Source organism: Mucilaginibacter sp. P4_E8 (assembly GCF_056401495.1).
Genome location: NZ_JBFUJG010000166.1, coordinates 1 through 9,664, shown reverse-complemented (window position 1 = coordinate 9,664; position 9,664 = coordinate 1). Strand labels below are relative to the sequence as shown.

At 40.5% G+C, this 9,664-nt stretch carries 6 protein-coding genes and 1 pseudogene; all 7 read right to left on the bottom strand.

Annotated elements, in window-relative coordinates:
* On the bottom strand, positions 1-3,187 hold a 3,187-nt coding region (gene rpoC, locus AC1DRQ_RS27340), incomplete at its 3' end, for a DNA-directed RNA polymerase subunit beta' (RefSeq protein WP_477428645.1).
* A gap of 104 nt (positions 3,188-3,291) precedes the next feature.
* Positions 3,292-7,095 carry a DNA-directed RNA polymerase subunit beta gene (gene rpoB, locus AC1DRQ_RS27335; RefSeq protein WP_429394356.1) on the bottom strand — a complete coding sequence of 1,268 codons (3,804 nt, stop codon included), beginning with the start codon at positions 7,093-7,095 and terminating at the stop codon, positions 3,292-3,294.
* Positions 7,096-7,242: 147 nt separating this feature from the next.
* Positions 7,243-7,626, bottom strand: coding sequence for a 50S ribosomal protein L7/L12 (gene rplL, locus AC1DRQ_RS27330; protein WP_094570061.1), 384 nt, complete (start codon positions 7,624-7,626; stop codon positions 7,243-7,245).
* Between the two features lie 63 nt (positions 7,627-7,689).
* Entirely contained in the window at positions 7,690-8,208 is a 519-nt protein-coding gene (gene rplJ, locus AC1DRQ_RS27325) for a 50S ribosomal protein L10 (protein ID WP_429394352.1), read from the bottom strand.
* A gap of 2 nt (positions 8,209-8,210) precedes the next feature.
* On the bottom strand, positions 8,211-8,909 hold the full coding sequence (gene rplA / locus AC1DRQ_RS27320) for a 50S ribosomal protein L1 (RefSeq protein ID WP_429394349.1): 699 nt from the start codon (positions 8,907-8,909) through the stop codon (positions 8,211-8,213).
* A gap of 29 nt (positions 8,910-8,938) precedes the next feature.
* Complete coding sequence (gene rplK, locus AC1DRQ_RS27315) at positions 8,939-9,379, bottom strand: 50S ribosomal protein L11 (protein ID WP_477428642.1); 441 nt, start codon at positions 9,377-9,379, stop codon at positions 8,939-8,941.
* Positions 9,380-9,556: 177 nt separating this feature from the next.
* A pseudogene (locus AC1DRQ_RS27310) lies at positions 9,557-9,664 on the bottom strand (transcription termination/antitermination protein NusG); the annotation flags it as partial.

Sequence of the window (9,664 nt, the reverse complement as noted above, 5' to 3'; positions counted from 1 at the left end):
CGTCAGATTCTTCACGGAAAGTGATACCTTCTAATACGGCTTCAAACTGGGTTAAACCTGCAAATTCAGATATGATAACGGCATTGTATGGATCCCATGAACAAATACGGTCGCCTTTGGTTATTTTGGTACCATCTTTTACATACAGGTATGAACCGTATGGAATGTTGTTGGTAACAATAACTTTATTACTTCCTTCTTCGGTAATGCGGAACTCACCTGAACGGCCTAATACCACATCTACTTTACCTTCTTCGGTAGTGTATTCAACCGTACGAACGTTCTCAAATTCAATGATACCATCAAACCTTGCATTGATCTGCGACTCAGCAGCAATGTTTGAGGCGGTACCACCCACGTGGAATGTACGTAATGTTAACTGTGTACCCGGCTCACCGATAGACTGTGCAGCAATTACACCTACAGCCTCGCCTTTTTGAACGCGTTTACCGCTGGCAAGGTTACGGCCATAACATAATGCACACACACCACGCTTGCTTTCGCATGTTAATACTGAACGTATTTCAACACCTTCAAGCGGAGAGTTCTCTATTTTCTTGGCAACCTCTTCTGTAATGTCCTGACCTGCCTGAGCCAACAATTCGTTGGTAATAGGGTCATGTACATCATGTAAAGTAGTACGACCTAAAATACGGTCATATAATGGCTCAACAATATCTTCGTTATCTTTTAGCGCTGTTGTGTAGATACCTCTTAAAGTACCGCAATCAACCTCACCAACAATCATATCCTGGGCAACGTCATGCAACCTACGGGTTAAGTAACCAGCATCAGCTGTTTTCAACGCCGTATCCGCCAAACCTTTACGAGCACCGTGGGTTGAGATAAAGTATTCCAATACTGACAAACCTTCTTTAAAGTTTGAAAGGATCGGGTTTTCAATGATCTCGCCACCTGAACCTGATTTTTGAGGCTTAGCCATCAAACCACGCATACCTGCAAGCTGACGGATCTGCTCTTTAGAACCACGTGCACCTGAATCAAGCATCATGTACACTGAGTTAAAGCCTTGATTATCTGTCGATAGGATCTCCATCACATTCGCGGTTAAGCGGTTGTTGATACGGGTCCAGATATCGATGATCTGATTGTAACGTTCGTTGTTGGTAATGAAACCCATGTTGTAGTTACCCATTACCTCTTCAACTTGTTTAGAAGCTTGTTCGATAAGTGCAACTTTTTCAGCAGGGATATTAATATCCTTCAGGTTAAATGATAAACCACCCTGGAATGCCATTTTGAAACCTAATTCCTTAATATCATCAAGGAACTGGGCCGCACGTGCCATACCGGTAATTTTCACTACCTCACCAATAATATCACGCAGTGACTTCTTGGTTAGCAATTCGTTAATATAACCTACTTCAACCGGAACGTGCTGATTAAACAATACACGACCAACAGTGGTATCAATGATTTTGCTTACAATGCTGCCATCTTTGTCTTTAGTAAAAGCTTTAACTTTTATAAAGGCATGCAGGTCAATCTTCCGCTCGTTATAAGCAATAATTACTTCTTCTGCAGAGTAAAAAGTTAAACCCTGGCCTTTTACAACGCGTCCTTCATCTGTTTTACGGCCTTTGGTTATGTAGTACAAACCAAGTACCATGTCCTGAGATGGAACTGTAATAGGTGTTCCGTTTGCAGGGTTAAGGATGTTGTGCGATGCAAGCATCAGTATTTGGGCTTCCAAAATTGCCGCGTTACCAAGTGGTACGTGAACAGCCATCTGGTCACCGTCAAAATCCGCGTTGAAGGCGGTACAGGTTAACGGGTGCAACTGGATAGCTTTACCTTCAACCAATTTTGGCTGGAACGACTGGATACCCAACCTGTGCAGCGTAGGTGCACGGTTTAGTAATACAGGGTGTCCCTTTAATACGTTTTCCAGAATGTCCCAAACTAATGGGTCTTTACGGTCAACAATTTTTTTGGCAGATTTTACTGTTTTAACCACACCACGCTCAATCATTTTGCGAATGATAAATGGTTTAAACAGCTCGGCAGCCATATCTTTTGGTAAACCGCACTCGTGTAATTTAAGGTTAGGACCTACAACAATTACCGAACGGGCAGAGTAATCCACACGTTTACCTAATAAGTTTTGACGGAAACGGCCTTGTTTACCTTTCAGGATATCTGAAAGTGATTTCAATGCACGGTTACCTTCGGTTTTAACAGCGTTTACTTTACGCGAGTTGTCAAATAACGAATCTACAGCTTCCTGTAACATACGTTTTTCGTTACGTAAAATAACTTCCGGTGCTTTGATCTCGATCAAACGTTTTAAACGGTTGTTACGGATAATTACACGACGGTAAAGGTCATTTAAATCTGAAGTAGCGAAACGACCACCTTCCAAAGGCACCAACGGACGCAGTTCAGGCGGGATAACCGGAACGATCTTAACGATCATCCACTCAGGGTTATTTTCAATCCTGGTTTTTGCATCACGGAAAGCCTCAACAACCTGTAAACGTTTTAAAGCTTCGTTTTTACGTTGTTGTGAAGTTTCGTTTGCTGCCTGGTGACGTAAGTTATATGATAACTCGTCAAGATTAAGGCGTTTTAATAATTCCTCTAAAGCCTCAGCACCCATTTTGGCCACAAATTTTTGCGGATCCTTATCATCAAGGTACTGGTTTTCTTTAGGCAGGGTATCTAATACGTCAAGGTATTCTTCTTCAGTAAGGAAATCCATTTTCTGGATACCGTCTGCTTCTTTAATACCTGGTTGTATAACAACATAACGTTCGTAGTAAATGATCAGGTCTAACCTTTTTGTAGGTAAACCTAATAAGTATCCAATTTTATTTGGTAACGAACGGAAATACCAGATATGCGCAACAGGAACTACAAGGTTAATGTGGCCCATACGCTCACGACGTACTTTCTTTTCGGTTACTTCAACACCGCAACGGTCGCAAACAATACCTTTATAACGGATACGCTTGTATTTACCGCAATGGCACTCATAATCTTTAACCGGACCAAAAATACGTTCGCAGAATAAACCATCGCGCTCAGGTTTATAGGTCCTGTAGTTGATGGTTTCTGGTTTTAAAACCTCACCGCTTGAACGCTCAAGGATGGACTCGGGAGAGGCCAGGCTGATTGTAATTGTGGTGAAATTACTTTTGATTTTATTATCCTTTTTGTAAGACATAGTCTCCTTGTTTTTTAAAGTTGAGGTGAAAGGTAAAAGGTGAAAGGCAAAAGGCTTCGACGTTGTGTCCTAAACCTTTCACCTTTAACCTTTAAGCTTTAACCTTATTCCAATGTGATATCTAAACCTAAACCTCTTAATTCATGAACCAATACGTTGAATGATTCAGGAACTGATGGTGTTGGCAGGTTTTCACCTTTAACAATAGCCTCGTAAGTTTTAGCACGACCGATAACATCATCCGATTTAACGGTTAATATTTCCTGCAGTATGTTTGATGCACCGAATGCTTCGAGTGCCCAAACCTCCATCTCACCAAAACGCTGACCACCAAACTGGGCTTTACCACCCAATGGCTGTTGTGTAATTAATGAGTATGGCCCTATTGAACGTGCGTGCATCTTATCATCAACCATGTGACCCAGTTTCAGCATGTATATGATACCTACCGTGGTCTGTTGGTCAAAACGATCACCTGTTAAGCCATTGTATAAATAGGTACGGCCTGATTCTGGCAAGTTTGCCTTTTTAACCCACTCCTCCACTTCTTCATGGCTTGCACCATCAAAAATCGGAGTTGCAAATTTAATACCAAGCTCTTTACCTGCCCAACCTAATACGGTTTCATAGATCTGCCCTAAGTTCATACGTGAAGGTACACCCAGCGGGTTCAACACAATATCAACCGGTGTTCCGTCTTCAAGGAAAGGCATATCCTCGTCACGTACAATACGTGCAACAATACCTTTATTACCGTGACGACCGGCCATTTTGTCACCCACTTTAAGCTTACGCTTTTTAGCGATGTAAACTTTAGCCATTTGAACTATACCTGATGGCAGCTCATCACCCACACTGATAGCGAATTTATCACGACGATAAGCACCCAATTCCTCATTAACTTTAATGTTGTAGTTATGAAGTAAGGTTTTTATCTGATCGTTCTTATCATCATCAGTTGTCCATTTAGTTGGGTTAATATTTTCATAATTAAGCTCAACTAATATTTTCTGAGTGAATTTCACACCTTTTGGTACATGAAGCTCTTTGTAAACGTTGTAAACACCTTGTGATGTTTTACCGTTCACGATCTCAAATAACTTTTCGATCAAAGTGTTTTTAAGATCTTTTACTGCTTTATCATGTTTGTTATCAAGTTTCTCTAACTGTGCTTTTTCCTCAGCTTTTGAAGTTTTCTTAGCACGGCTAAATAATTTGGTATCAATAACCACACCAGCAATTGATGGCGGAGTTTTCAGGGATGCATCTTTAACATCACCTGCTTTATCACCAAATATGGCACGTAACAGTTTTTCTTCCGGTGAAGGATCAGACTCACCTTTTGGAGTGATCTTACCTATCAGGATATCGCCTTCCTTAACCTCGGCACCAACACGGATAATTCCGTCTTCGTCAAGATCTTTGGTAGCTTCTTCTGATACGTTAGGAATATCTGGTGTCAATTCCTCTTCACCACGTTTGGTATCACGTACTTCCAGTTCAAACTCTTCAACGTGAAGAGAAGTGAAAATATCCTGTGATACTACACGCTCAGATATAACAATCGCATCCTCAAAGTTGTAACCTTGCCAAGGCATGAATGCCACTTTAAGGTTACGGCCTAATGCAAGTTCACCAGCCTGTGTGGCATAACCTTCGCAAAGCACCTCGCCTTTTGATACCCTTTGGCCTTTTCTAACAATTGGCTTAAGGTTCATGGTAGTACTTTGGTTGGTTTTCTTGAACTTGGTTAAACGGTAGCTTTTTGAATCGCCATCAAATGAAATCAGGCGGTCAAGTTCGTTACGGTCATATTTAATACGGATTTCGTTTGCATCAACATATTCAACCACACCATCGCCTTCGGCATTGATCAGTGTACGTGAATCTTTTGCAACACGACCTTCCAGTCCGGTTCCAACAATTGGCGCTTCAGGGCGTAACAAAGGTACAGCCTGGCGTTGCATGTTTGATCCCATCAATGCACGGTTAGCATCATCATGTTCCAGGAACGGAATTAATGAAGCCGCGATCGAGGTGATCTGGTTTGGAGCAATATCCATCAAATCAAGTCTTTCAGGCTCAATGATCGGGAAGTCACCCTCAAAACGTGCTTTAACACGTGGAAGAGCAAATACACCGTTATCATCATAATGCGCGTTGGCCTGGCCAATAGTTTTACCGTCTTCATCTTCTGCAGACAGGTAAATAACCGGCTCCTGAACCTGTACTTTACCTTCAACCACACGTTTGTACGGCGTTTCGATAAAGCCTAAGTTGTTGATCTTGGCGTGTACGCAAAGTGACGAAATCAAACCAATGTTTGGTCCCTCCGGAGTTTCAATAGTACACAACCTACCGTAGTGGGTGTAGTGTACGTCACGAACCTCGAAACCTGCACGCTCACGTGACAGACCACCGGGCCCTAAGGCTGACAGACGACGCTTGTGCGTGATCTCTGCCAGTGGATTGGTTTGGTCCATGAACTGTGATAACTGGTTTGTTCCGAAGAATGAGTTGATCACAGATGATAATGTACGCGCGTTGATCAGGTCGGTTGGGGTAAACACCTCGTTGTCACGGATGTTCATACGCTCACGTATAGTACGTGCCATACGAGCCAAACCAACACCAAACTGAGCATATAACTGCTCACCCACTGTACGAACACGACGGTTTGACAAGTGATCAATATCATCCACCTCAGCTTTAGAGTTGATCAGTTTGATCAGGTACTTAACAATGGCAATGATATCCTGCTTGGTTAATACCTTTGTTTCATCAGAGGTATTCAGTTTCAACTTACGGTTGATGCGGTAACGGCCCACATCGCCCAGGTCATATCTTTTATCAGAGAAGAATAAACGATCAATGATACCACGGGCTGTTTCTTCATCAGGTGGTTCAGCGTTACGTAATTGACGGTAGATATGCTCAACCGCTTCTTTCTCTGAGTTGGAAGTATCTTTTTGTAAGGTATTATATATAATAGTATAATCACCGCTGGTTGAAGCATCTTCTTTGTTAAGAATGATAGTTTTAACACCAGCATCAATGATCATATCAATATGGTCATCTTCCAGTACGGTTTCACGCTCAAGAATGATCTCATTACGGTCGATAGAAACAACTTCACCTGTATCTTCATCCACAAAATCTTCAACCCATTTTTTGAGCACCCTTGCAGCAAGCTTACGGCCAATGAATTTCTTCAGGCCTGATTTGCTTACTTTTACTTCGTCGGCCAGTTCAAACAACTCTAATATATCTTTATCAGAGTCATAACCAATGGCACGAAGCAGTGTAGTAACCGGGAATTTCTTTTTACGGTCAATGTAAGCATACATCACGTTGTTAACGTCAGTTGCAAACTCAATCCATGAACCTTTGAAAGGTATAACACGGGCCGAATATAATTTTGTACCGTTGGTGTGGCGGCTTTGACCAAAGAACACACCTGGTGAACGGTGTAACTGCGATACAATTACACGCTCGGCACCGTTAATAACAAAAGTACCTTTAGGGGTCATGTAAGGGATAGTTCCCAGGTACACGTCCTGTACAATTGTTTCAAAATCTTCGTGCTCCTCATCATTACATGACAGGCGAAGCTTGGCTTTTAAAGGTACACTGTAAGTTAATCCGCGCTCAATACACTCTTGTATATCATAACGTGGCGGATCAATAAAGTAGTCAAGAAACTCTAAAACAAAGATGTTTCTTGAATCTGATATAGGAAAATTTTCGGCAAACACTTTAAACAAACCTTCTTTATAACGGTTGTCTGAGGTGGTTTCCAATTGAAAAAATTCCTGGAAAGATTGCAACTGAACATCCAGAAAATCAGGGTAATCAAGTACCTTTCTACTGGTTGCAAAGTTTACTCTTTGATTATTTTTGTTTGCCAAGGTATTATAATTTTAGTTTATTAATAAACTTATACTTGTTTGATTAAAGTTTTTCCTGAACTTCAAACAAAAATGGGGGTAATATAAACAGCAATAGACCCCGACCAAAATAGGTCGGAGTCTCATGCTATATTTTAGTAGGTTAAATTATTTAACCTCAACTACTGCTCCGGCTTCTTCTAATTGTTTTTTCAGAGATTCGGCTTCTTCTTTAGTAACACCAGTTTTTACTTCTTTAGGTGCACCATCAACTAAGTCTTTAGCTTCTTTCAAACCAAGACCGGTTAAGTCTTTAACTAATTTAACAACTGCTAATTTAGCGCCACCTGCTTCTTTCAGGATAACGTCAAATGCTGTTTGTTCTGCAGCAGCAGCAGGGGCATCATCGCCACCAGCAGGAGCAGCAGCAACAGCAACAGCTGCAGCAGCAGGCTCAATACCATACTCATCTTTTAAGATCTGAGCTAATTCGTTTACTTCTTTTACTGTTAAGTTTACCAACTGTTCAGCAAACGCTTTTAAATCCGCCATTTTATTTAAATTTTACTTTTAATGCTTTTTGTTTTTTAATATCGAACTTTAATAAGGTGTTCGTTAACCTCTTTCCTGTAATGTTTTCACAACACCTGCGATGATAGTTCCGCCTGATTGCAGTGCAGAAATAACGTTTTTTGCAGGTGATTGCAGTAATCCAATTATCTCTCCAATCAGTTGTTCCTTTGATTTTAGTTTGATCAAAGTATCGATCTGATTATCACCGATAAATATCGCTGAATCAATATATGCTGCTTTTAAAACTGGTTTGTCACCTTGTTTCCTTAATTGTTTGATCAGCTTTGCCGGAGCAGTTGCTGATTTTGAGAAAAGGATTGATGATGAACCTTTTAATACATCATATATTGGAGTGTAATCACCGCCCGCAGCTTCCATAGCTTTTTTAATCAAGCTATTTTTCGCTACCTTCATCGTAATGTCGCTTTCGAAACATTTACGACGGATGTTATTGATCTTTGCAACCGATAGATCAGAAGTATCAGTAATATAAAAATTACCGTATTCTTTCATCTGTTCAGTAAGGGCAAGAACAAGGTCGTGTTTTTCTTCTTTATTCATGATTAAATCCCCGCTACTGTTTTAGTTTCAATTGCAATTCCAGGCGACATGGTTGAAGAGATATGAATACTCTTGAAATATGTTCCTTTTGCTGCAGATGGTTTTAATTTTGAGATAGTTTGCAATACTTCTAATGCATTCTCATAAATTTTATCTGCAGGGAAAGATGCTTTTCCTATTGAGGTATGGATGATACCTGTTTTATCAACCTTGAAGTCGATTTTACCACCTTTTACCTCAGTTACAGCTTTTCCAACTTCTGGAGTTACTGTTCCTGATTTAGGGTTTGGCATAAGGTTACGTGGGCCTAATATACGACCTAAACGACCTACCTTAGCCATAACACTTGGCATAGTGATGATAATATCAACATCAGTCCATCCGCCTTCAATCTTGGCAATATAATCATCCAAACCTACGTAATCCGCACCTGCGTCTTTTGCTTCTTGTTCCTTATCAGGAGTACAAAGCACCAGTACACGTACAGTTTTACCGGTTCCATGAGGTAATGTTGCAATACCACGTACCATTTGATTGGCTTTACGCGGGTCAACACCTAAACGAACGTCTATATCAACAGATGAGTCAAACTTGGTAAGGGTTAATTCCTTTACTAAAGCCGACGCAGCTTCTAATGAATACGATTTGTTTGCCTCAATTTTGGAGAGTGCCACTTTCTGATTTTTTGTTAATCTAGCCACTGTCTTAAACTGATTTTAATATAAATTAATTAATTCCAGGGAGCCGTACCTGATACGGTTATTCCCATACTACGGGCAGTACCTGCCACCATTTTCATGGCTGATTCAATTGTGAATGCGTTAAGATCCACCATTTTATCTTTAGCAATAGTTTCAACCTGTTCCCAATTTACATTGGCAACTTTTTTACGGTTGGGCTCTGCTGAACCACTTTTTAAACCTGTTGCTTCCAATAACTGGATTGCAACCGGAGGGGTTTTAATGATAAAATCGAAAGATTTATCAACGTAAACAGTAATCAAAACAGGCAACACTTTACCAGGTTTATCCTGGGTACGTGCATTAAACTGCTTGCAAAACTCCATTATGTTCACCCCTTTTGCACCTAATGCAGGTCCAATTGGCGGTGATGGGTTTGCAGCGCCGCCTTTTACCTGCAGCTTTACCATCGCACCGATTTCTTTTGCCATTTTAATTTACTTTAATTATAACTCAATGTTAGTAAGTGGAAGCTAAGTAACATTTAAGATTGTTTTGATTTCGGATTTGGGATATTCCATTTCGAATTTATTCCCGTGCTCTTCTATCTTATATTTTAAATTCAACAAATTCCGAAATCGAAAATTCGACATCCGAAATTTTGAAAACTATTCTTTTTCTACCTGCATGTAATTCAATTCAAGCGGCGTACGGCGCCCAAATATCTTTACCATTACTTTTAATTTCTTTTTCTCTTCATTAACCTCTTCTATTAC

Bases quoted from the DNA above. Each gene is read 5' to 3' on its own strand.
- rplK (WP_477428642.1), bottom strand. From the start codon at position 9,379: ATGGCAAAAGAAATCGGTGCGATGGTAAAGCTGCAGGTAAAAGGCGGC.
- rplL (WP_094570061.1), bottom strand. From the start codon at position 7,626: ATGGCGGATTTAAAAGCGTTTGCTGAACAGTTGGTAAACTTAACAGTA.
- rplJ (WP_429394352.1), bottom strand. From the start codon at position 8,208: ATGAATAAAGAAGAAAAACACGACCTTGTTCTTGCCCTTACTGAACAG.